General features: G+C 40.9%; 15 protein-coding genes and 1 pseudogene. 14 read left to right on the plus strand and 2 right to left on the minus strand.

What is annotated here, in order from left to right; all coding sequences use genetic code 11:
* Nucleotides 1-78 precede the first annotated feature (78 nt).
* The 9 genes from HRJ06_RS09125 to HRJ06_RS09165 all read left to right on the plus strand — a co-directional run bounded on the left by HRJ06_RS09125 (nt 79) and on the right by HRJ06_RS09165 (nt 8,616).
* Nucleotides 79-483 carry a hypothetical protein gene (locus HRJ06_RS09125; RefSeq protein ID WP_174732233.1) on the plus strand — a complete coding sequence of 135 codons (405 nt, stop codon included), beginning with the start codon at nt 79-81 and terminating at the stop codon, nt 481-483.
* 442 nt (nt 484-925) lie between these two features.
* Nucleotides 926-2,383: a glycoside hydrolase family 1 protein gene (locus tag HRJ06_RS09130; RefSeq protein WP_174732235.1), complete on the plus strand. Its 1,458-nt coding sequence runs from the start codon at nt 926-928 to the stop codon at nt 2,381-2,383.
* Nucleotides 2,384-2,583: 200 nt separating this feature from the next.
* Complete coding sequence (locus HRJ06_RS09135; protein WP_174732238.1) at nt 2,584-3,573, plus strand: DUF3231 family protein; 990 nt, start codon at nt 2,584-2,586, stop codon at nt 3,571-3,573.
* Between the two features lie 146 nt (nt 3,574-3,719).
* Nucleotides 3,720-4,475, plus strand: a complete 756-nt coding sequence (locus HRJ06_RS09140) for a class I SAM-dependent methyltransferase (protein WP_174732239.1) — start codon at nt 3,720-3,722, stop codon at nt 4,473-4,475.
* 92 nt (nt 4,476-4,567) lie between these two features.
* Complete coding sequence (locus tag HRJ06_RS09145) at nt 4,568-5,941, plus strand: amino acid permease (RefSeq protein ID WP_174732241.1); 1,374 nt, start codon at nt 4,568-4,570, stop codon at nt 5,939-5,941.
* Nucleotides 5,942-6,161: 220 nt separating this feature from the next.
* Nucleotides 6,162-6,488, plus strand: coding sequence for an inner-membrane translocator (locus HRJ06_RS09150; RefSeq protein ID WP_242035179.1), 327 nt, complete (start codon nt 6,162-6,164; stop codon nt 6,486-6,488).
* Between the two features lie 158 nt (nt 6,489-6,646).
* Nucleotides 6,647-6,763: a YjcZ family sporulation protein gene (locus HRJ06_RS09155; protein ID WP_174732243.1), complete on the plus strand. Its 117-nt coding sequence runs from the start codon at nt 6,647-6,649 to the stop codon at nt 6,761-6,763.
* 267 nt (nt 6,764-7,030) lie between these two features.
* Nucleotides 7,031-8,320: a DUF2254 family protein gene (locus HRJ06_RS09160; RefSeq protein ID WP_174732245.1), complete on the plus strand. Its 1,290-nt coding sequence runs from the start codon at nt 7,031-7,033 to the stop codon at nt 8,318-8,320.
* A gap of 89 nt (nt 8,321-8,409) precedes the next feature.
* On the plus strand, nt 8,410-8,616 hold the full coding sequence (locus HRJ06_RS09165; protein WP_174732247.1) for a hypothetical protein: 207 nt from the start codon (nt 8,410-8,412) through the stop codon (nt 8,614-8,616).
* Between the two features lie 39 nt (nt 8,617-8,655).
* On the opposite strand, the gene HRJ06_RS09170 is transcribed toward HRJ06_RS09165, so the two are convergent.
* Nucleotides 8,656-8,829, minus strand: a complete 174-nt coding sequence (locus tag HRJ06_RS09170; RefSeq protein ID WP_174732249.1) for a hypothetical protein — start codon at nt 8,827-8,829, stop codon at nt 8,656-8,658.
* Between the two features lie 254 nt (nt 8,830-9,083).
* Between HRJ06_RS09170 and HRJ06_RS09175 the strand changes: the two genes are divergently transcribed.
* Nucleotides 9,084-9,872, plus strand: coding sequence for a PAS domain S-box protein (locus HRJ06_RS09175; protein ID WP_174732251.1), 789 nt, complete (start codon nt 9,084-9,086; stop codon nt 9,870-9,872).
* A gap of 351 nt (nt 9,873-10,223) precedes the next feature.
* Here HRJ06_RS09175 and gltC read toward each other — a convergent pair whose 3' ends face one another.
* A complete protein-coding gene (gltC, locus tag HRJ06_RS09180; protein ID WP_174732253.1) occupies nt 10,224-11,126 on the minus strand; it encodes a glutamate biosynthesis transcriptional regulator GltC in 903 nt (300 codons plus the stop codon).
* 137 nt (nt 11,127-11,263) lie between these two features.
* Between gltC and gltB the strand changes: the two are divergent.
* The 4 genes and pseudogenes from gltB (at nt 11,264) to HRJ06_RS09200 (ending at nt 23,237) form a co-directional block, all read left to right on the plus strand.
* Nucleotides 11,264-15,870, plus strand: a pseudogene (gltB, locus tag HRJ06_RS09185) (glutamate synthase large subunit).
* Nucleotides 15,833-17,314, plus strand: a complete 1,482-nt coding sequence (gene gltD / locus HRJ06_RS09190; protein WP_174732258.1) for a glutamate synthase small subunit — start codon at nt 15,833-15,835, stop codon at nt 17,312-17,314. Before gltB ends, gltD begins: the two are co-directional and overlap by 38 nt.
* A gap of 424 nt (nt 17,315-17,738) precedes the next feature.
* Nucleotides 17,739-19,562 carry an oligoendopeptidase F gene (pepF, locus tag HRJ06_RS09195; protein ID WP_174732260.1) on the plus strand — a complete coding sequence of 608 codons (1,824 nt, stop codon included), beginning with the start codon at nt 17,739-17,741 and terminating at the stop codon, nt 19,560-19,562.
* Nucleotides 19,563-20,024: 462 nt separating this feature from the next.
* Nucleotides 20,025-23,237: a DEAD/DEAH box helicase gene (locus HRJ06_RS09200; RefSeq protein WP_174732262.1), complete on the plus strand. Its 3,213-nt coding sequence runs from the start codon at nt 20,025-20,027 to the stop codon at nt 23,235-23,237.
* Nucleotides 23,238-23,321 lie beyond the last annotated feature (84 nt).

Raw genomic sequence — 23,321 nt, forward strand, 5'->3', positions numbered from 1 at the left:
TTAGACTCACTACCCCGTTCGCTGTTGCTCAGCTGACACAAATTTGAAATAATTAAGTAGGAGGGGGGACTTGAATAGATGGAATGGATAAATAAGATTATCAATATTTTTTGGGAGCTGTCCAATGTCCTGCTAATTGGAATCTTATTGGTTTTAGTTACATTTTTAATGAGCCTTATTTTTAAAAAGAAGATGACTTTATTGGCTGCTATGATGGTAATTATTTTAGGAAGCACTTTTATACTCGATAGGTTGCAGTATACAACCTTTCAAAAGCTTGTTTCAGAGGAGCTCAATGAGGAAAGTACCGTGAGAAGTATAACGATTAGGAAGAACGGGCTGGTTGAGAATAACCAAAAGACAAGCAGGGTAACGATTGTAGATGAGGAAACACTCCAACAGATTCTAGATGATTTCTCAGAAGTTAAACTAAAAAGGGATCGAGATGCCCGGCAATTACTGAAAGAATATTCTTACTACTAACAAAATTGAAGACGATCATTCCCTTACTGCCAGCCTTACCATGGATATGGATAGCAACTATATAAATGATTATCGAATAGTCAGCGAGACTGATCATTTGGAAACCATTAAGTCTCTCTTTGAAAACGACAAAGTTATTGAGTGAATCTGATTCATTCAGTACTTACAGACAAAATATCGAACGACATCGACTAACGGGTCATTCTTCTGATGAAAAACCTTTTATGTAACAGCTAGCGATCCAACGAGACTAGAAACTTGATGGATAGCAGCAGAAATCGATGAAATCATCTTTGCTTTGAGTCGATAACTAAACAAAATGCTTTTTCTTAAATAACAGCCGTTTTACCATTTAAGCAAATGATGAGTGAATGAAGCAAGAGTAAGGTAAAATAGACTGATCTTATTTTAAGATTAAAGCTTAATACCAAGGAGAGATAGCATGGCAAAGTTTAAAGTAGAATTTCCAGAGAATTTTTATTGGGGCGGTGCAACGGCCGCTAACCAAATTGAAGGCGGGTTTGATGCAGGCGGAAAAGGACTGTCTGCAGCTGACTTTGTCGAATACATACCAAAAGCACAGCGGACGAAAGATAATGCGATGGAGATTACGTCAGAGCAAATAAGGAAAACCTTGAGCGGGGAATCGAAGGCTCGGCATCCGAAGCGGGAAGGAATTGACTTTTACCATCGTTACAAGGAAGATATCGCCTTACTCGCAGAGATGGGCTTTAAAGCGTTTCGTTTTTCGATTCATTGGTCAAGAATCTTTCCGAACGGATATGATGAAACACCAAACGAAGCAGGCTTGCAATTTTACGATTCTGTTTTGGATGAATTAGCAAGGCATAATATCGAACCCATTGTGACTTTATCTCATTATGAAACACCGTATGGTTTAACGAAAAAGTACAATGGCTGGGTTGGCCGTGAAGTCATAAACCACTTTGTTCGGTATGCAGAAACTGTCTTTACCCGTTATAAAAACAAAGTGAAATTTTGGATTACCTTTAATGAAATAAATATGATCACGATTAGCCCTTTTACTGGAGGGGGAATTCTGTCAGATAAAGAGGAAAATGCAATGCAGGCAAAATATCAAGGTTTGCATCATCAATTTGTTGCAAGTTCGCTTGCTACCAAGAGACTTCATGAGATTATTCCAGATGGAAAAATGGGCTGTATGTTAGCAAGAATGAGCCACTATCCTTATACACCGAACCCTGAGGATGTCTTGAAAGCACAAAAAGATAATCAAGATAATCTATTCTTTACAGATGTACATGTCCGCGGTGAATACCCTAACTATATCAAGCGGTTCTTTATTGAAAATGATATTGAGATTGTCAGAGAAACTGGTGATGATGAGATTTTAAAACAGCATCCAGTCGATTACATAACAATTAGTTATTACATGTCAATGCTGTCTTCAGCTTCACCAGAAGGAGCCCGGACGGAAGGGAACTTAATGAACACCCTGAAAAACCCTTATTTACAGGCATCGGACTGGGGATGGCAAATTGATCCCATTGGGTTAAGGGTCGTGTTAAACGAAATGTATGATCGTTACCAATTGCCTATTTTTGTTGTAGAAAATGGGTTAGGTGCTTATGACACGGTGGAAGATGATGGTTCAATCAACGATCACTATCGAATCGATTACTTAAGACAGCATATTGAACAAATGAAAGAAGCTATTGGTGATGGTGTAGAGTTACTCGGATACACTTCTTGGGGGCCGATTGATCTAGTGTCCATGTCTACAAGTGAAATGTCAAAGCGCTATGGTTTTATTTATGTGGATAAGGATGATGAAGGCCATGGTACATTGGAAAGACGCCGGAAAGAATCATTTTTCTGGTACAAAAAAGTGATCGAGAGCAATGGGGAAGAACTGTAAGATCATTCCTTGATCAACTTATAGGTGCAATTCGACAAGATCAGCTGCCATTAAGGCGGCTTTTTTGTTTTTTTAAAAAACATTGTGATTTTATTACTTAATTCATTGGATAAACGCTTAAACAAACGAGGATAATAAGAATGATTTTGTCATTTTTCGACAGTTTCACTAGAAGCCTAATTGTACTTGGAGGAATATGGATGGAACCGATAAACAAATTAACTGCTGCTGAAATCACAAACTTATGGAACTCTTATTTAACCAATACGATGACATTTTGGGTCACACAATATTTTATCGCTAAAACACAGGACAAAGAATTACACGCAATTTTAGAATATGCCGAAGAAATAGCCTCAATTGAAGTGGATAAATCGGAAAGCTTTTTAGTGAAAGCAAATCAACCTCTCCCGCAAAAATTCGGTAAAACTGATGTGGATTTGAATGCTCCAGCTATTTGTACAGATAATTTTACAGCCATCATTAAATACCAGTTATGCCAGGCTGCTCATATTGTTTATTCCCTGTCGCTAAGCACCTCAACACGTAAGGATATCCGTGAATTTTATCAGGAATGCTTGAAAAACTCAGCCGAGCTTTTCAATCGGTTAGCAGACTTTCTTATCAAAAAAGGGCTCCATCAGCCTCCAATTTATATCTCAACTCCTAATATTGCTGAAAAAGTCAGTGACCAACACTTTTTAGATGGCTGGTTTGGTGAACGCCGGTCGGTTAATTCTGCGGAAATTACCCAACTTGAATACAATTTCAGAGCGACAGAATTCCATAAAACCTTTCTTAAAAGCTTGGCAAAAGTTACCCCATCAAAAGATATACAGAAGCATTTTCATCGTGGAGCTGACATTCTTGAAAAGCACTTAGACATTTTCCAGTCTATTCTTACGGAAAACGGACTGCCAAGACTGCCTACATGGGAGAGCGAACTCACCAATACTAAGGTGACTCCATTTTCAGAAAGGTTAATGTTATACAAAATGACTTTATTAGCTTCCGAAGCATCCGGTAGATATGGAACTTCGCTTTCCTCAGTTCAAAGGAGAGACTTAGGGGGACATTATACACGCCTAATCGCCGAAGTTTTAAAATATGGAGAAGACAGTGCCAATCTTATGATCAAGCACGGTTTCATGGACCATCTTCCTTTAGCCAAAAACAATAACTCATCCTAATTGAAAAGGAGACTGAAATCATTTTACCTGCTACATTACTTCCGTTTGAGGTAATGCATTTTTTGTTTTTTAGAGAGTGGAAAGGATATTGGTTTGTTTACAACGAATTTAAGGTATGGCTTAGGTTAATGAAGGGAGGACAATTCATGCTAGCGTACTATAGTAAGCTTTCTTCTGAAGTATATGATTTAGATAAGTTCATTGGCCGTTCTTTTGGAGATGTGGAGTTTTATCAGGAAAGGCTCTCTTCTTGTACTGGAAGTATACTAGAACCAGGAACGGGAACTGGACGTATGCTTATTCCACTCTTAGAAAAAGGCTTAAAAGTGGAAGGGATCGATGCTTCAACAGAAATGCTGACAATATGCCGTAGGAACTGTGAAAAAAGAGGGCTTCTCCCAATTTTATTCGAAGGAAAGATGGAGTCATTTGTCTTAGATAAAGAATATGAGGCTATTATCATTCCAGCTGGTTCCTTTTTGATGCTGCATAGACGAGAAGACTCTATAAGAGCGTTAAAGAACTTCCATAAGCATCTTGGTAAACGAGGAAAATTAATAATTGATACGTTTTTACCAACTGATTTTACGACAGGTATAGTATCAACTAGATCATGGGAATGTGAGAATGGTGACACTATCACATTAGAAAACAAAACGGTCAAGGTTGATTATATCAACCAGTACACCCTATCTCATGGGCGCTATGAAAAATGGCGAAATGGACAATTAATTCAAACAGAATTAGAAGAGTTCCCCCTTCGATGGTATGGTGTTGAAGAATTAAAAATGCTTCTTGAGCAAACTGGATACTCAGATGTCCTCATTTCAGCTGACTACAAATATGGAAAATACCCGACTGGTTCAAATCAAGTAATTACTTTCGAGGCCAATCGCAGGTAAAACCACCATTTATTTTACATAATAACACTGGTCAAAAGGCGAATAAAAAGCTGACTGGAATCGAATGCTATTACCCTAGAGGAGGGTATTGCATGCAATTTTTTATTCCTGTTTCCGGCAATTCAAAAAAAGGGAAAGGCAGCGGTAAAGGGACTTTAAAATGGTGGCAATTGTCGTTAATTGGTGTGGGCTGTACCATCGGAACAGGATTTTTTCTTGGATCAGCCATCGGCATTAAAATAACTGGGCCATCGATTGTTTTTTCCTTTATGCTGGCAGCTTTCGGCACCTATATTGTTTATAACTTACTGGCTAAAATGACGGCCGAAGATCCTCAGGATGGTTCCTTTTGTTACTATGCAGAAAAGGCCTACGGAAAATGGGCAGGCTTTAGTGCCGGCTGGAATTATTGGAGTTCAAATATCCTCATTATGGGGAGCCAGCTAACAGCTTTATCGATATTATCAAGGTTTTGGTTACCAAATGTTCCTCTGTGGCTGTTTGCAGCCGGGTATGCAATCCTCTCAATTCTCGTTGTGTTAACGGGAAATAAAGGCTTTGATAAGGTTGAAAATGTTTTGGCCATCATCAAAACATCAGCCATCGTCATGTTCATCATCCTTGCTGCAGCAGCAATTTTTGGAATGGTAGGTGGAGATGCTCAGCATGCCGGAATACCAGATTCAGCTAATCAGCTGTTTCCAGAGGGGTTAAGGGGCTTTTGGTCTTCCTTGATTTATGCCTATTATGCATATGGTGGGATTGAAGTTATCGGATTGATGGCGACTAGGCTTAAAAAGAAAGAAGACGCTCCCAAAGCGGGAGTAATTATGCTAATTGTCCTTGTTGTCATTTATGTCATTTCACTTGGGCTAGCCGTTTTCATGGCTCAGCATGGTGCCTTTCATGAAAAAGAAAGTCCTTTTGTTACGGCGCTAGGCCAGTATGATCTCGCATTTTTCCCTCATGTATTTAATGGTGCGATCATTGTTGCTGGTTTCTCGACCATGACGGCTGCCCTGTTTGGAGTAACAGCTCTTTTGGCTACTCTGGCAGAGGACGGGAACGCCCCCGCCTTGTTTTCAAAAAAACTGAAAAAGTTCCATCACCTGCCTCTCCCATCATTAGGATTGGCAACAGCAGGACTGTTAGTTTCGATCATCACTGCCTTACTTTTGCCAGGGAAGATTTATGAATATATTACAACAGCGGCTGGTATCCTAATTTTGTTCAATTGGGCTTTCATTATCTTATCGTCACTACGGATTTTGGAAACGAAGGTGATGGGGAAAGTAATGGCTTTTATAGGCCTGGCGCTAATTGTCGCTGCAGTTAGCGGAACCCTCGCAGAAAAAACCATTCGCTTTGGCTTTTTTGTCAGTTTAATGTTTGTAGGTATCATTGGAATTGTTGCAGTAATTATGCAGAAGAAGGTATGGGAGAAAGAAAATCATTCGGCAGATTAGCAGGCTGGAAGGAGCATTCCACAGTTTGCTTTGTTTTAAATTAAGGCTGTCCTCTATAAGGGCAGCCTGTTTATTATGGGAAGGGTTTTTTATGGAAATGGCGAAATATGAAGAATCGAGGGCATGTCATAAATTTAAAGGATATTAATACATATTATTAATGCTGCAGCTTAGAAGTTTTCCATTAATGAAAAGGCACTTATGGACCGGAAAATTTATTATGAAAGGAACACGGCAAATGGACCTCGTTATTTTATTCTTGTTTCTTATCCTCGTTACTTCTCTTAATATCATAATTTATATTCTTCACAAACATAAAAAGGTAAACCTTGTGACTTCCGGAATTATTATGATCTTTCTAGCGCCTATTTTTGGGTTTTCATCCGGGTCAGCTTTTCTGCACTTTTATGAATGGAGTGAAGGGGGAACCGGAGAGGGGGCAGGCATCGGCGGTGCTGTTATCGGTTTGCTTACGTTTTTAAACGGGCTTTTCATATTAGGCACAGGGCTGATTAAGTGGACGTTAACTTTTATCAAAAGAAAGTAATCGGCCTTACGCACGTACTCACCTAAACTTTATTCATTGATTATGCCTCACTGATGCTTTTCGGCAGTCTATTCAGCTGATTCGCGGTGAAAGTCCAATCATAATGACTGAAGCTTGTATAAGATAAAGAGAAGTCTTAAATATGGAGGTGTATATAGATGAGTGGATATGGAGGATTCGCAGGTGGAGGCTTTGCGTTGATTGTCGTCCTATTTATCTTGTTGATCATCGTTGGTGCCGGTGGCTTTTCAGGCGGAGGATACGGTGGTTACTAGTCATTAAAAGTTAACACAGAACGGGCCCTTTAGGGGTTGCAGCTTGCCGGGACCTCTGGTTCTGGTAAGCTTTTTATTTTTCGGGGTTGCTTATGTTAGAAATAGGCTATAACTTGATATGAGCAGGCACTTAAGGACTTAACCAAATTCTGATGAACCCCCTAATTGCAGAGTATCTTTTAAAGTTAGAAGCTCAGTTTGCTAAGTTTAGATTAGGAAGGAATAGGGCAATTAACCTAGACGTCAGGAATTTCATGGAGGTAAATCGTGTTTAATCGTGTGTTTCTTCGTATAAAAAATAGTATATGGCTTATGCCCGCTCTTTTATCTTTGACAGCCTTTTTACTGGCTGTTGCTGTGGTTTGGCTTGATATTTATTATCTTGAAGAAGCATCATCTGTTTTTCCCTCTATTTTTTTAGTTAGTGTTGACTTGGCCCAGACGATTTTAGGGACAATTGCTGGTTCGTTGCTGACCATGACTACGATTACCTTTTCAATTATTATGGTAGTTTTAACAACCTACTCGTCACAATTCTCACCTAGGACGCTTCAGAACTTTATTAAGGACCATGTAACCATGCGTGTGCTAGGTATTTTTATAGGGGGATTTGTTTATTCAATTTTCTCCCTTCTGTTTATGAGAGAACGATCGGTTGATAATCACGTAGGAGCTGCATCAGTCGGAGTGCTCATTGCTTTTATTTGCGTGGCTATTTTCGCTTATTTTATTCACCATGTTGCATCTTCTGTCCAAGTGAGCATGCTAATTGAACGTCTAGCTAAAGACTCACTGGAAACTATAAATAAGAGAGCCGACCATATAAAAGAGAACGAGCATATTTCTCTCTTGCATGTTCCACCGGTACCTCCAATCAACCTATCAAAAAACACAAATATAAGAAGCGAGCAATTTGGATATATTCAGCTTATAAATGAGAAAAAACTATTTCAAAAGGCCAATGAGCAAGAGTGTTACATAGAAATATCTAAAAAAATTGGTGATTTCACATTAGAAAGCAAACCTGTCATGACTGTTTTTTACGGTGACCAATCTGAAGCAAAGCTTGATGGTCAGGATTTAACAATCGGAAAAGAACGGACAACCATGCAGGATACGGAATTTGGCCTCCAAAAAATCACAGAGGTAGCGTTAAGAGCTGTTTCTCCGGGGATAAACGATCCCAATACGGCAATCCAATGTATTCGTCATCTCGGTTTATGTTTAAGAGCCGCTTCCGAAATTGATGGGTCTTATCTTGTTTATTACGACAAACTTGATCGTCCAGCAGTATCTATACCTCAGAGGCCGTTTGAAGACTTACTAAGATCTTCATTTTATCAAATTGCCCATTATGGAAAAAATGATATTTCCGTTATTACAGCTATTTTTGATGCGTTGTATGACATTGCAGAGGATCATTCAGTCTCGATTAAAGAGAAGACGGTTAAATTTAGTGATTACTTAGTTGAGAAAATTGATCCTGGCTCTTTTACTAAGCTGGACAAAGAAATTATTAAAAATAAGAAAAGCCGTTTGGATGAATTATTAGAGTAATAAAAAGGATTCCGGTAAAGCTGCCGGAATCCTTTTTCATGTTTAGAAATAGGTAAAATATGTTAAGTTAAAGAGGAAGGGGTGGAAATATGTATTTGCTTTTATCAATCGTTCTAAGCACACTATTAGGCTATGTTTTGCTAATGGCTGGCCCGCTGTTTGGAGGATTGCTTGCATTTGGAATTATTGCAGGCTGTCTATTCAGAGGATTGTATTTACTTACCAACATACATAATAGGCTATCAGCAACTTTCCCAAAAAAAGATCGGGCAAAGGAGGTTAACAAGCTTATCTGAAGGAACAAACATCCCAAACCAATTCGAAATAGTGCTTAATCAGTTTTTATCGAGGTCATCGTCAAGAAAAGAAGGATTCTTTATATCCTTTATCCCGAGCTCTTGTTTAATCATTGCTAAGTCTTTTAAGATTAACTGTGTATTCAGCCAAGCTGCAATCACAGCGAATACGACTAGCACTAACACAATGGCCATTATAATTGTACTAAGCATGGTATCACCTCAGAAAATGTCTATTAGACTATATTTTACCATAAAGAGTTAAATGGGGGGAGAACAGGTTGTTATGAGGAGTCCAAAAAAGAAGCTAGTTATTCTAGTGGATCGATTGTGTAAAAGATATTCTGTTAAACGTACAGCCTGGGGATTAGTAGGATTGTTTCCATCAGTTTCAGTCTTGCACTTGCCCTTTTCACTTGTGGATTTTCAATGGCTCGTATAAACTTATGGGGAGGGAGTGATCGACAATGGAACAAACAGCCCCGCAAGAGTCTATTGAGGCAATCATCGAAAGAGAAAAGATCTACAGTCAAATTATTGAAGAATCAATTGAAATCATTATTATACATGCTGACCATAAAGTACTATATATTAACGAATCTGGTGCACGTTTTTTGGGAGGGACCAAGGAAGAGATTATTGGTGCGAACGTGCTCGATATAATACAGGAGGACCATAAAGAGGCAATAAGACAAAGAATTAAAAAGGTGATGGAAGAAAATAAACAAGCTGAACTTATTGAGCAAACCATGCTTAGACTGGATGGTTCACCATTCGATACGGAAGTTAACTGTAAACCGACTATCTTTGGCAACAAACCAGCAATTCAATCTGTATTAAGAGATGTTACTGAACGAAGAGAAGCTGAAAAAAAACATAAGGAACTGCTAAAACAAATAAATGACGTTTCTGCACCAATCGTGCCCGCATTAGACGGAGTTTACATTTTACCGCTTGTCGGATCAATTGATTCTGACAGGGCCAAACAGCTTTTGGACAGCATTCCTTCAAAAATTCAGAAACTGCATGTTCAACATTTAATTATCGACTTTTCTGGTGTTTATAATTTTGATGCATTAGTAGCTGATTATTTACTGAAAATGAGCACTGTTATGAGTTTGCTTGGTGTCAAATCTATTTTAACAGGCTTGCGGCCAGAACTTGCTCAGACCGTTACAGATCTCGGAGTGGATCTATCCTCTGTGAAAAAAATGGCAACCGTACAGCAAGCGATCAAACAGTTAAGTTTAAAGTGATTATGTAAATTAAACAAGAAAAAAACTGCTGGAGGATAATGACCTTCTCAAGCAGTTTTTGCCTTTGTAGTTTAGAATAATTATCGTCTTGGAATATACGTGTTTTTTTTGGAATATATTCGATTTTTTTGGAATATATTCGATTTTTTTGGAATATATTCGATTTTTTTGGAATATATCTGTTTTTTTGGGAATATATTTGCTCAAAAAGAATCCTAAGCTGAAAAACCAACTTGAATATGAAAGATTCACCTAAGTTAGAGCTGGTTTGTAAGTAAACTTAGCGGAAATTAGTGAAAAAAGTAGCTAACCGGGCAATTTTTGCCCGGTTTTTCTATTTTTAAGTTTGCTTTACTGATATCGCTCAAGCACGGAAAAGAACTCTTTTACAAATAGATAAAACACTTTTTCTGATGGTGCAAGATCGCGGTTTTTTGGGGTAATAATCCCAACAGTCCTTCTTACCATTTGATTTTCGAGCTGAACTCTTGTTGTAAATCTTGGCGAAGAATCATAGAATGTGCTTTCCGGCAGCAGGCTGACCCCAATTCCAGCTGAAACCAAGCCTTTAATCGCATCCATATCTTCACCCTCTGAGGTTATCTTTGGAGAGAAGCCCGATTGCTTGCAGGCATCAATGGCCATCTCCCTTAAAACATATCCACGCGGGAACAGGACAAAGTCATCTTCTCTCAATTCGCCAAGGGATACACTTTTCCGGCTGGCGAGTGGGTGGGTGCTCGGCAGCAAGGCCGAAATGCTTTCGGTAAATAGGATATGCGTATTAAGCTCAGGATCCTTCGCAGGCACTGGGCCAATGAAGGCTAAATCAATATCGCCGTTTTTGACAGAATCAATTAAGCTAGTATAAGAACCTTGGCGCAGATGAAATGCCACCTTTGGCTGCTTTGTTTTAAATGCTGAAACAACCGTAGGAAGCAAATAGCTTGCCAGACTGGTTGGATAACCGATTTTAATTGTCCCTTTTTCAGGATCAAGATACTCGTCTATTTTCTCTTTTGCATATTCAAGATTTTTCATGGCTTTTTTTATATGATATAAAAACACTTCACCGATTGCAGTCAACTTTACATTTCTGCCGACTCTTTCAAACAGCACAACCCCGAGCTCTGCTTCCAATTTGGAGATCTGCAGGCTTACGGCTGACTGGGCTACGTGAAGATGTTCAGCAGCCTCAGTAACATGTTCCCGCTCGGCAACCTCTATAAAATAACGTAGCTGACGAAGCTCCATTTTATCACTCCTTTTACCAACTCATCTCAAAAAGAGATTGTTTTAATCTAAATTATATATTGTTTGTATTGATTTTTGTATCTAAAATAAGAATACATGGAAATTTGTCTGAATTTTTGTAAAGAAGGTGAGCTAGTATGACATATAATCAAATGCCAGAGGCCCAGGGGCTATACCGTCCGGAATTTGAACATGATGCTTGTGGAATTGGCTTATATGCCCATATAAAAGGTAAAGCAACACATGACATTGTAAAAAAAGGACTTCAAATGCTTTGTCAATTGGACCATCGTGCAGGCCAGGGGAGTGATCCTCTTACAGGAGATGGAGCAGGATTGATGGTGCAAATACCTGACGCCTTTTACCGAAAGAACTGCCCTGAACTGAATCTGCCTGCTAAAGGACGCTATGGGGTTGGTATGATTTTCTTCACCGATGAAGATGGCGATCGATTAGAAGTAGAATCCCATATCAATAAATTAATTGAACTAGAAGGCCAAAAAGTGATCGGCTGGCGGACTGTACCAGTTGATGCCAATAAACTCGGTGACCTCGGCAGAAAAAGCTGCCCTGTTATTCGACAAGTATTTATTGGCGCAAATGACTCACTCACGGACGATTTAGTCTTTGAACGGAAGTTATACATTATAAGAAAGCAAGCGGAAAAATGGTCTACGGTTTCAGAAAAGCCATTTTATTTTGCTAGTCTGTCAACGAGAACCATCGTTTACAAAGGTCTGCTCACTCCCGAACAAGTGGATGCCTTTTACATCGACCTTCAAGATGAAAGCTTTGTATCAGCTTTTTCTTTAGTCCATTCACGTTTTAGTACAAATACATTTCCAAGCTGGGAAAGAGCGCACCCAAATCGCTATCTCATGCATAACGGCGAAATTAACACATTAAGAGGCAACATTAACTGGATGAAAGCTCGCGAACAGCAATTCATTTCCGATGCTTTTGGCGATGACCTTAATAAGGTTCTCCCAATCTTAAATACAGATGGAAGTGATTCATCAATTCTAGATAATGCATTTGAATTTCTCGTTTTAGCTGGTCGGAAACCTGCTCATACTGCTATGATGCTTATTCCTGAGCCATGGACCCAGAACCCACATATTTCTGAGGAAAAAAGAGCGTTTTATGAATACCACAGCTGCCTGATGGAACCATGGGATGGGCCGACAGCAATCTCGTTTACAGACGGGAAGCAAATTGGTGCGATTTTAGACCGAAATGGTTTAAGGCCTGCCCGTTATTATGTAACAAAGGATGATTATATCATTTTTTCATCTGAAGTTGGTGTCATTGATGTTGAACCAGAAAACGTGTTATATAAAGACCGTCTGAGCCCTGGAAAAATGCTTCTGATTGATTTAGAAGAGGGGCGGATCATTTCTGATGAAGAAATCAAGTCAGAAATGGCTCAGGCACTTCCATATCAGGAATGGCTTGAAAATCAGCTTGGAAAAATTAATGTACCTGAAAAGGAAGCAGCAGAGGACACGATGACCGACTTATTGTCCCGCCAGCGTGCATTCGGATATACCTATGAGGATATAAATAAATACTTAATCCCAATAGTAACCGAAGGGAAGGATCCACTAGGTTCGATGGGTAATGATACACCGCTAGCGGTCTTATCGGATCGGCCTCAATCTTTGTTCAATTATTTCAAGCAATTATTTGCTCAGGTAACAAATCCGCCAATTGATGCCATAAGAGAAGAGCTGGTTACTTCAACCGTTACTTATTTAGGTGGAGAAGGCAACCTGCTTCAGCCTGGTGAGTCAAACTGCCGCAGGATTCAGCTTGAGACACCAATAATGACAAATAGTGAACTTGGACAGATAAAAGCTAATTCTGTTCCTGGATTTAAAAGCAAAGTAATTAACACGCTGTTTACGAATGACTTGGATAAAGCGCTTCGCACTGTTTTTAATGAAGCTGAACAAGCCATGGCCGAAGGGGTTAGCATCTTCATTTTATCAGATCGGGGAATGGACAAAAGACAAGTAGCCATTCCAGTATTGCTGGTTGCAAGCGGCTTGCATCAGCACTTAGTTCGCAAAGGTGTCCGTACAAAGGTATCCATTATTATCGAATCTGGTGAGGTGCGTGAAGTACACCATTTTGCTGCCTTACTTGGTTTTGGTGTAAACGCGATTAATCCTTATCTTGCATATTCCACTTACCAGCAGGCCATTTCTGATGGCAGACTTGATGTAAGTTATGATGATGCAGTCCGCAAGTATGTTAAAGGTGTAACAGAAGGCGTTGTAAAAGTGATGTCCAAGATGGGAATTTCGACGATTCAAAGCTACCGCGGTGCGCAAATTTTTGAAGCAGTCGGAATTGGCCAAGGTGTAATTGAAGAGTATTTCAGCGGAACAGCTTCACAACTTGGCGGCATCGACTTGCAGACGATTGAAAAAGAAACGCTGATTCGCCACGTTGATGCTTATACTGAATCCTATGATACCGTGCTGGATTCTGGCAGTGATTTTCAATGGAGAAAAACGGGTGAACATCATGCGTTTAATCCAAAAACGATCCATACGCTGCAATGGGCAACTCGCAAAGGGGATTACGGATTATTTAAACAATTTTCAAAAGCAGCGAATGAAGAACGAATAGGATTTTTGCGTATTTTATTTTCATTTGATAAATCACGCAGCCCTGTCTCAATAGATGAAGTCGAACCGGTTGAATCAATTGTTCGCCGCTTTAAAACGGGCGCTATGTCTTTTGGATCTTTAAGCAAGGAAGCCCATGAAACATTAGCAATAGCAATGAACCGCCTTGGAGGCAAAAGCAATAGCGGTGAAGGCGGCGAAGATCCTAGACGTTATCAAGCAGATGAGAATGGAGATTTACGCAGAAGTGCGATCAAACAAATTGCATCAGGACGATTCGGTGTAAAGAGCCACTATTTAGTAAATGCGGATGAGCTGCAGATTAAAATGGCTCAGGGGGCAAAACCTGGTGAAGGCGGACAGCTTCCTGGAAACAAGGTGTACCCATGGGTTGCCGGAGTCCGTGGTTCAACACCTGGAGTTGGACTAATATCTCCTCCTCCGCACCATGATATATACTCAATTGAGGACTTGTCTCAGCTGATCCATGACCTAAAAAATGCTAACCGTGATGCAAGGATCAGTGTAAAGCTCGTAGCTAAGGCTGGAGTTGGTACAATCGCAGCGGGTGTTGCAAAAGGTGCAGCCGATGTAATTGTTATTAGCGGCTATGATGGCGGCACCGGTGCATCACCGAAAACGAGTATTAAGCATACCGGACTTCCATGGGAGCTTGGTCTTGCAGAAACTCATCAAACACTCATGTTAAATGGTTTGCGTGAACGAGTTGTTCTGGAAACTGACGGCAAGCTGATGACAGGCAAGGATGTCGTTATGGCTGCTTTGCTTGGTGCTGAGGAATTTGCGTTTGCAACAGCACCGCTTGTTGTTCTTGGCTGCGTGATGATGCGGGCCTGCCATCTTGATACCTGTCCAGTCGGAATTGCCACGCAAAATCCTGAACTGCGCAAAAAGTTCACTGGCGGAGCAGACCATGTTGTCAACTTTATGAACTTTGTAGCGGAGGAAGTTCGTGAAATCATGGCTGAACTAGGTTTTAGATCTTTGGAAGAAATGGTTGGCCGGACAGATGTTCTAGAAGTCAGCGAACGCACCCAGGATCATTGGAAAGCGAAACAGCTCGATTTAACTGCATTGCTCTTTAAGCCTGAAGGTGTTCGTACCTTTAAAACACCTCAGAATCATAAAATAAATGAATCACTGGACATTAGACAAATTTTGCCTGCGGTTCAGCCTGCTCTTGAGTTCCAGAAACCTGTGGATGCTTCCTTCCCAATTCGGAATATCAACCGCGTTGTCGGGACGATTACAGGAAGTGAAGTGTCAAAACGGTACGGTGAAGCAGGACTGCCAGAAGATACGATTACGCTTAGATTTACTGGTTCAGCTGGACAAAGCTTTGGAGCGTTTGTTCCAAAAGGAATGTCAATGTATATCACAGGTGATGTCAATGATTACTTAGGAAAAGGCTTGTCAGGCGGCAAACTGATTATAAACGCTGATGAATCTACAAAGTTATTTTCCGGTGAAAATGTAATTGCTGGAAATGTGGCCTTATATGGAGCTACTAGCGGTGAGGCTTATATAAATGGACGCGCAGGTGAACGTTTTGCTGTGCGTAATAGTGGGGCAGATGTTGTCGTTGAAGGGATTGGCGATCATGGCTGTGAATATATGACGGGCGGACGTGTTGTCATCCTAGGTGTAGCTGGCAAAAATTTCGCTGCCGGCATGTCAGGAGGAATTGCATACATCCTCACAGACGATCAGGAAGAGTTTAAACATCAATGCAATCAAGAGATGATTGAATTTGAATCGTTGACCAATAAAAAAGAGCTGAATGCAGTAAAAGAAATGATTCAAAAGCATCATCAATATACTCAAAGTGCAAAAGCGACTTATGTTCTAGAAAACTGGGACAGTGTTGTGAGGAAGTTTGTAAAAGTCATTCCAAAAGATTACAAACGAATGATGGAACAAATTGAAGAGCAAAAAGAGGCCGGATTAACGGATAAAGAAGCCGTAATGAGTGCCTTTCAGGCAAATGCGGCCCAAGGCAGCCAACCTGTTACAAAGGAAGCCGTCATTTAACGGAAAGGAGAGAGGAACATGGGAAAAGCAACAGGATTTATGGAGTACACTCGTGAAAAACCAAAGGAACGAAATCCTTTAACACGAACGAACGACTGGAAAGAATATTCAGCTCCTTTCTCTGATGAGATGTTAAGCAAGCAAGGGGCAAGGTGCATGGATTGCGGCACCCCCTTCTGCCATATGGGTACTGAACTTGAAGGAACTACTGCAGGCTGCCCCATCAACAATCTAATACCTGAGTGGAATGATTTAGTCTATCGCGGACGCTGGCAGGAAGCACTTGAGCGTCTGTTAAAAACCAATAACTTCCCTGAATTCACAGGACGGGTTTGTCCGGCTCCGTGTGAGGGATCTTGTACGTTAGCTATTTCAGATCCTGCAGTAACGATCAAAAGCATTGAGCGGACGATAATTGATAAAGGCTTTGATAATGGCTGGATTTCTCCTCGCATTCCAGCTAAGCGAACAGGTAAAAAAGTGGCCATTATCGGATCTGGTCCTGCTGGATTAGCGAGTGCGGATCAACTGAACCAGGCCGGTCATTCGGTAACTGTTTATGAAAGAGCCGACCGTCCTGGCGGCTTACTTATGTACGGAATTCCAAACATGAAGCTGGAAAAGGAAATTGTCGAGCGCCGCATCAATTTGCTGAACGAGGAAGGCATTGATTTTGTCGTAAATACCGAAGTTGGCAAAGACATCACAGCCGAGGAGTTACGCGAGCAATACGATTCTGTTATCCTTTGTACAGGCGCTCAAAAACAGCGCGATCTAGTTATTGAAGGACGCGAAGCAAAAGGAATTCATTTTGCGATGGATTATCTTACAACAGCAACGAAAAGCTTGCTGGATTCAAACTTTGAAGATGGCCAGTTTATTGATACAAAAGGCAAAGATGTAATCGTGATTGGCGGGGGAGATACTGGTGCTGACTGTGTCGCTACAGCCCTTCGGCAGGAGTGCCGGAGTGTTGTCCAATTTGGTAAACACCCGCAGCTTCCTGAAACACGTTCTGCAGACAATATGTGGCCGGCTGATGCGAATGTTTTTACAATGGATTATGCTTATGAAGAAGCAGCATCAAAATTTGGAAGTGATCCACGCCAGTATTCTATTCAAACGAAAAAAGTTGTTTCAGATGATAAGGGTAATTTAAAAGAGCTTCATACCATTCAAATGGAGAAGCTAAGAGATGAGACCGGCCGATTCTATTTTGAAGAAATTCCTGGAACGGAAAAAATTTGGCCAGCCCAGTTTGTCTTCATCGCAATCGGCTTTGAAGGTACGGAGCAGCCCTTATTGGCTCAGTTTGGTGTGGAAACACAAAACAACAAGGTTGCAGCCGTTTACGGAGAGTACACCACGAACGTTGAAGGTGTATACGCTGCCGGCGATGCACGCAGAGGGCAAAGCTTGATCGTTTGGGCGATAAACGAAGGGCGCGAAGTAGCACGCGAAGTAGATCGTTATCTGATGGGAAGTTCAGTTTTACCATAAGAACAAAAACAGAAGCGCCTTTGCAAAAAACAGCTTTTTCCTGCCAAGATTATTCTCTTGGCAGCTTTCCTTAGGAACACAGTCCATACCAAACCTTATGAAGCCGACTGTCTAGCTTCGACATGCGCAGGATAACTGGATCTGACAATGCACTTTATAATTTTCTAAATGACTAATGACTATAAACCAGCCTGATTCCAATTGAAAATCAGGCTGGTTTTTTGTTTTTTTGTTTGAAATAAGCTACTAAACAACTGAGCATTATTTTTTTTGGAGTACCCCGGCGGAAAGCGAGCAAGACTGGAGTATAAATTAAGCACTGCTTTGTTAAAGGTTATTGCCTTTCTTATTGTGGTAAAACTAGTAATGTACCAAGAAGGAGATATAAATCACAGATTTTTTAACTAGACTAGGAGGGTCGTATATGACAAATAAACCAAATGACCGTGTAAAACGTGAAAATATTCCTGAAGAGCAAACATGGGACCTAACCCATTTATTTAAAACGAGAGCTGACTGGGAAAAAGAACTAAATGCTGTAAAAAAGGATCTTCCTGATGTAACTGAATTCAAAGGGAAGCTAGGAAACAGTTCAAGAGAGCTGTTCAATTGTTTAGTGGCAAAAGAAAATTTGCTTGAACGCTTTAACCTTGTTTCCATGTATGCGAATTTACATCAGAGTGTTGATTTTACAGATTCGACCAAACAAAAGGACGTTGCCAGAGTTGCCGAAGCTGAATCAACTGTAAACGCTAGCCTGGCATTTGTTGAAACAGAGATTATCGGAATACCGAAACAGACGATGGAAAACTTTTTACAGGAAGAAGAAAGGCTGCAAGCATTCAAAAAGTACCTGCTTGACTTGCAGGAAAAAAAGCCTCATGCACTTGGCCAGGAAACCGAGGAAACTTTGGCCGCATATGGTTCACTATTTAGCGCTCCATACAACATCTATAGCCGAGGAAAGCTGTCTGATATGCAGTTTGATCCAATTGTGGATGAGAACGACAAAGAGCTGCCGATTTCTTTTGCCTTATATGCCGGCAAATATAGTTCCTCACCGTCTACCAAAATTCGCCGAAACGCCTATGAATCTTTTAACAAGACGTTAAATCAATATAAACATACCTTTGCTGAAGCCTACGCTACGCAGGTAAATCAGGAGATAATGACCTCAAGGCTGCGAAATTATGATTCTGTTACAGATATGCTCCTGGATGAGCAACAGGTCACGAAAGAAATGTACCATAATCAGCTAGATGTCATACAAGAAGAATTGTCTCCGCATATGAGGAGGTATGCGGAACTGAAGAAACGGGTTCTAGGTCTTGCTCATATGACATACGCCGATATAAAAGCTCCTTTAGATCCTGATTTTGAACTGGAAACAACCTATGAGGAAGCTGCAGAAACCGTTCAAACAGCACTTGAAATCATGGGATCTGATTATAGTGACATGATTAAAACAGCTTTATCGAATAGATGGGTAGATTATGCAGACAATGTTGGCAAGTCCACCGGAGCCTTTTGTTCAAGTCCTTATGGGGCTCATCCATATGTGTTAATGACATGGCCTGATTCCATGAGAGGCGCTTTTACCCTTGCCCATGAACTTGGACATGCAGGACACTTTTATTTGGCCGGGAAGAACCAGCGAATGACAAATACACGTCCATCACGTTATTTTATTGAAGCACCATCCACAATGAACGAAATGCTGCTTGGACATCATTTATTATCCACTACGAAAGATAAACGGACTAGGCGCTGGGTTATCCTCCAGCAGTTAGGTACCTACTTTCATAATTTTGTAACTCATATTCTGGAGGGAGAGCTGCAAAGGAGAGTCTATAAACTAGTAGAAGAAGGAGAACCTCTCACAGCTAGTGTCCTATCAGAACAGAAAGCAGAAGCCCTTAGCACGTTCTGGGGAGACTCCGTTGAGATTGATGAAGGAGCAAGCCTCACTTGGATGCACCAGCCGCACTATTACATGGGGCTCTATCCTTACACATATTCAGCGGGCTTAACCGTATCAACTATCGTCTCCCAGCATATCATTGATGAAGGTGAGCCAGCCGTTGAAAAGTGGATAGATGTTTTAAAAGCCGGCGGAACGATGAAACCTCTCGATCTTATAAAAAAAGCCGGAGTTGACATGTCAAAACCAGATGCGATTCGCCAGGCAGTCGCCCATGTTGGGAAGCTAATTGATGAGCTTGAAGACAGCTATAGAGAAAATAATTAATTGCTACAATTTCAGGGGTTCTTCGGAGCCTCTTTTTTTACTATAAATGATTCCTCCTGAACGATCCTTTTGTTACTTTTCGGATCAATAGAATTCTATTATAATAAACCAGTTATGAAAGAAAAGAAGGTCAATGGTATACAAATCCGTGTATTTACTATTGATAGCCAGCAGGATAAACTGGACCAGACACTGGAAGTAGGATCTGAAGCTGTTCCTTCATAGAGGGAAAAATAGGGAAGTACCCACACAAACAGCTAGATATAATTGTCACAGATACGAACAGTGGTAACCCTCCCTATGATTATAACCTTGGGAGGGTTGTTGGTTTTGGTGGGGTCAATTTTAAGATATAATTAAATGACTAGGATGGACGAGCTTTTAAGATTTAATAATAAGTAATTTAATGATTAAGAATTCTTGAGAAGCAGAAGATCAATTCATCGGTAAGGAGCAAGGCATTTGGATATAAAGTTAACTCAGAAAATGATTATAGATATGTGCGGAACCGTCTCCTTCAAAAGAGGAGACGCTTTTTATCGGGCAAATAAAGTAAACTTTGAAAGTTTCAGTTCTAATCTGTGTGTAGCAACAGTGACAGTAACAGAAGATTTTCATGTTCAAATAACAAAGAAGGGGGATGGCAGTTTTCAAACTAAATGCAGTTGTCCTGCGCTGGCATCCTTCGAAAAAGACTGCCAGCACATAGCTGCTGTTTTATTGTCGATATTCGAACATCAACGCAAGGGAACAACCCCTTTTTCACTGCAAAATGATTTTTCTGCAGATCAGGCCTTAAGTGAAGGGCTGTTAACGCTTTTTAAAGATCAGTCTGTGCGGTCGACTGGCAGCCAGCGCCATTTTGAAAACAGGCAACAGCTTGATGTTCAGTTCATCTGCAAACCAGTTACAATCAAAGAAACACAGCATTTGTTCGGGATAGATATAAAAATCGGTTCAACAATCGTCCAAAATATTCATTTCTTTCTAGAGCAACTGAAAAATGGCAATCAGGTCCCTTTATCTCTTTCAATGACCTATAATTCAAATTTATATTGCTTTTCAACAGAGGCAGATTCAATCATTAAAAAGCTTATCGAAGTGATCAGTACTGAAAAAGTATATGCTGACGCTTTACCTGATTCTAATAAGCTCCCAGCCGGACAGCAAACTTTGCTGATTCCAGCCTCTTCCTGGGAGGAGCTAGTCCCGCTGCTCAATAAAGCACCTCTTGTTAAGCTAGAGTATAATGGACAAACATTTGATAGCCTTCACATATCTGATGAGCCGCTGCCTTTACAGTTTTACTTTGATGAAGCAGTATCTCAAGGGTACCAGCTGAAAATTTCAGGGTTAGACCGGATGGCCGTGCTTGAACTCTACGAGTCTGTTTTATTTGAAGGGAAGCTATTCAAGCTGAACAATGAAGACGCAAAACGCATAGCAGATCTTAAAAAGATGCTCGATGCCTCTGGTACAGATCAAATTCCAATTTCACTGGAACAAGTGAATTATTTTCTCGATAAAGTGGTTCCAGGCTTGAAAAAGCTTGGTGAAGTTCATCTATCAAAAGCCATTACGCAAAAGACGGCAAAAACACCGCTGCTTGCTAAGCTGTACTTGGATCGAGTCAATCACCGGCTCCTTGCTGGCCTTGAGTTTCACTATGATAATGTCGTCATTGATCCATTTGAACCAAGAGCAAGCGGGTTGAGCAACATGCTGATAAGAGATCAACAAAAGGAGGAACTCATTCTTCAGCTGATGGAAGAAAGCTCGTTCGCCAAAACGGATGGCGGTTATTTTCTGCATAACGAAGAACTGGAGTACCAGTTTTTGTATCATATGATCCCAAAGCTTGAAAAATTAGTTCAGCTATACGCGACTACTGCAGTAAGGAACAGAATTTTTAAAGGAAATGCGCGACCTCAGGTTAGGGTGAAAATGAAAAAAGAACGAACTGACTGGCTAGAATTCAAATTTGAAATGGATGGCATCCCCGAAGCACAAATTCGTGACGTGTTAGAGGCCTTGGAGGAAAAGCGAAAATACTACAGATTGCGGAACGGCACCCTGCTATCTTTGGAAACAAGGGAGTTTGAGGAAATAAATCGTTTTCTGAATGCTCTCCCCGTTCAAAATGAAGATTTAGAAAGCAGCTTAACTGTTCCATTTTTAAAAGGGATGCAGCTCATGGATTCTGTAGATGATCCAAATGTATTTAAGCTCGAAGAATCGTTCCGCCAATTCCTGGATCATCTCGAAACACCCGGCCGCCTGGAGTTCCTGGTTCCAAGGCAGCTGGATTCAATCCTGCGTGACTATCAGAAGCAAGGTTTTCAATGGCTGAAAACACTCGCTCATTACGGTTTTGGCGGAATTCTAGCTGACGATATGGGACTGGGCAAGACGTTACAGGGCATTACCTTTATTTTTTCTGAGCTCCCTGAAGTCCGTAAAAAAGGGCTTCCGGCCCTTATTGTGTGTCCATCCTCTTTGACATATAACTGGCTGAGTGAACTCATGAAATTCACACCTGACATCAAAGCTATTGTTGTCGATGGAGAAAAAAAAGAGCGGGCCAGAATTCAGCAGGATGCAGGGGAAATTGATGTCATGATCGTCTCCTACCCGCTGCTGCGAAGAGATATATTATGGTATGAAAAGCAGTCTTTTCATACGGTGTTTTTTGATGAGGCTCAGGCCTTTAAAAACCCTGTTACCCAAACAGCTAGAGCTGTTAAGAAGATCCGGGCTAAGCACCGTTTTGCTCTCACCGGGACACCAGTCGAGAATTCTCTAGAGGAGCTTTGGTCCATATTTCATGTGGTTTTTCCGGAATTATTTAATGGGTTAAAAGAATTCAGCCACCTTTCAAGGAAAAAAATTGCACGAAGAGTCAGGCCTTTTTTACTGCGCCGTTTAAAGGAAGACGTCCTTGCCGAACTGCCTGAAAAAACCGAATCTATAGAGGCAGCTGACCTGCTCCCTGACCAAAAGAAGCTGTACGCTGCTTATCTGGCCAAGCTCCAGCATGACACAATGAAGCATTTGAATAAGGATACACTCCGAAAGAATCGGATTAAGATTCTCGCAGGTTTAACCCGCCTAAGGCAAATTTGCTGTCACCCCGCGTTATTTGTGGATGGGTATAATGGAGGTTCAGCCAAATTCGAACAGCTTCTCCGGATTGTTGAAGAGGCTAAGCTGTCGGGAAGAAGGGTCCTAATATTTTCTCAATTCACTAAAATGCTCGATTTGATTGGCAAGGAGTTAGCCATTCAAGGCTTGCCTTATTTCTATTTAGATGGACAAACGCCATCAGCAGAACGAGTTGCAGTGTGCAATCGCTTCAACACAGGAGAACGGGACCTGTTCCTGATTTCCCTAAAAGCAGGCGGAACAGGCCTTAATTTAACGGGTGCTGACACGGTCATTCTCTATGATTTATGGTGGAACCCCGCAGTCGAGGAGCAAGCAGCCGACCGTGCCCACCGAATGGGCCAGAAAAATGTGGTGCAGGTCATTAAACTTCTAGCTCGTGGTACAATTGAAGATAAAATGAATGAACTACAGGAAAAAAAGCGACACCTAATTGAAGAGATTATCGATACTAGTGAAACGACTGCTTCCGCTCTAACTGAAGAGGACATTCGGGAGATATTGATGATTTAATGTAATGGTTGAAATACTGGCTGAGGTCTGCGTTAAATTGGAGCTGCTGAGAGGCAGCTCCTGTTTTTTTGAGAAAATGGTCCG

The organism is Mesobacillus harenae (assembly GCF_013343715.1).
Classification (GTDB): Bacteria; Bacillota; Bacilli; order Bacillales; family Cytobacillaceae; genus Mesobacillus_A; species Mesobacillus_A harenae.